1 protein-coding gene is annotated in these 1,546 nt (G+C 42.5%); it reads left to right on the forward strand.

Going from position 1 to position 1,546, the window contains the following annotated elements:
- Positions 1-40 precede the first annotated feature (40 nt).
- The gene (locus NE671_RS15640) at positions 41-1,366 is read left to right on the forward strand and encodes an IS4 family transposase (protein ID WP_175443014.1); all 1,326 of its coding nucleotides are present in this window, start codon (positions 41-43) and stop codon (positions 1,364-1,366) included.
- The last annotated feature ends 180 nt before the right edge of the window (positions 1,367-1,546 follow it).

Raw genomic sequence — 1,546 nt, forward strand, 5'->3', positions numbered from 1 at the left:
ATACATTGCAATCTTTTTTTATACAAAAGGAGGCTCGCTTATGAACTCTACTTTTGCTTCCAGTTATGAATTGCTCCTGTCTGCTATTTCTGAATTAGAACTTCAGAAGGATTCTTTTGTCCTTCACCCTGGCGTTGATTTTTCGAGAAAACGTAAGATTTCCTTTCGGGATACGATCCTCTCTCTTTTAACCATGCAGGGTGGCTCTCTTTCTACTACATCCCATGACTTTTTCCAGCACAGGTTTCCTGCTGATATCCCTTCTCTTTCCGCTATCCACCAGCAAAGGGCCAAGCTTCTTCCAGATGCCATGAGTTACCTGTTTTATCATTTTACACAGAAACTTCCGGCAGGACATACTTATGATGGATTTCAGCTCCTGGCTTGTGACGGATCTGATCTGAACATCTGTTATGACCCTGCGGACAAAGAAAGCTGTAAACCTTCCGGCAATGGAAAAAGAGGCTCCAACCAGCTCCATCTCCATGCGCTGTATGATCTTTGTAATAAAAGATACACAGATATACGGATCGAAAAGACAATGGTCAGCAATGAATCCCGTGCCCTGGTCCAGATGCTGGGAAATATCAGCACCCCTGCCAGAACGATCATACTGGCTGACCGGGGATATGAAACTTATCACGTTTTTGCCCATATCATGGCAAAAGGCCTGTCTTTTGTTATCCGTACAAAGGATATCTCCCGCAGGGGAGGGATCTCGTATGGTTTCCGGCTGCCTGACAGGGAACTGGACGAAGACCTGGATTTTTTTATCACACGGAGCACGGTACATTCAAAAAAAGATCCTGTCCACTATAAAAAACTTTCCCCAAGCTCCGTGTTTGATTTCCTAGATCTGGAAAAAGACGGAAAACAGGCAGTCTATCCTATGAGATTAAGAATGGTACGGTTTTTACTGGATACCGGTGGATACGAATGTATCGTTACGAATCTTGAAAGAGAAGCATTCCCTCCGTGGAGGATCAGGGAATTATACCATTTGAGATGGGGAATCGAAACATCATTCCGAAAATTAAAGTATAGCCTGGGGCTTTCCCAGCTTCATTCAAAAAAGGCGGGATACGTAGAACAGGAGATATACGCGCGCGTCATTCTGTATAATTTCTGTGAATCCGTTACCCCACATGTAAGTACTCATCAGAAAAAAACAAAATACGCTTACCAGGTGAACTTCACCATGGCTGTACATATCTGTAAAGCTTTCCTTCAAAAAAGCAGTCCTACGATCTCGCCTCATATCGAGACACTCCTGTTACGCTACCTGGTCCCGGTCAAGCCCGGCCGGAAATTTCCCCGTACCAAAAAGAGGAAAGGCTTTGTAAGCTTTGCATACCGAGTGTCCTAATATAAGAATACTATAACTTTTTTTGGATAAAAACACAAGTTATTTAAAGGATAAAAGTACGATTTCTACCCCAAAGGGGAAGTTTGCGTATTTTTTCCTCTCAAAGCACTCCAAATATCAAAACATTACAGAATGTAACATAAAGAATCATCTACAAAATGTTCTATCTAAATGGCATTG

It is taken from the genome of Blautia sp. DFI.9.10 (assembly GCF_024461705.1).
GTDB lineage: Bacteria > Bacillota > Clostridia > Lachnospirales > Lachnospiraceae > Blautia_A > Blautia_A fusiformis.

Coding starts and splice junctions, on each gene's coding strand:
- NE671_RS15640 (WP_175443014.1), top strand. CDS start 41: ATGAACTCTACTTTTGCTTCCAGTTATGAATTGCTCCTGTCTGCTATT.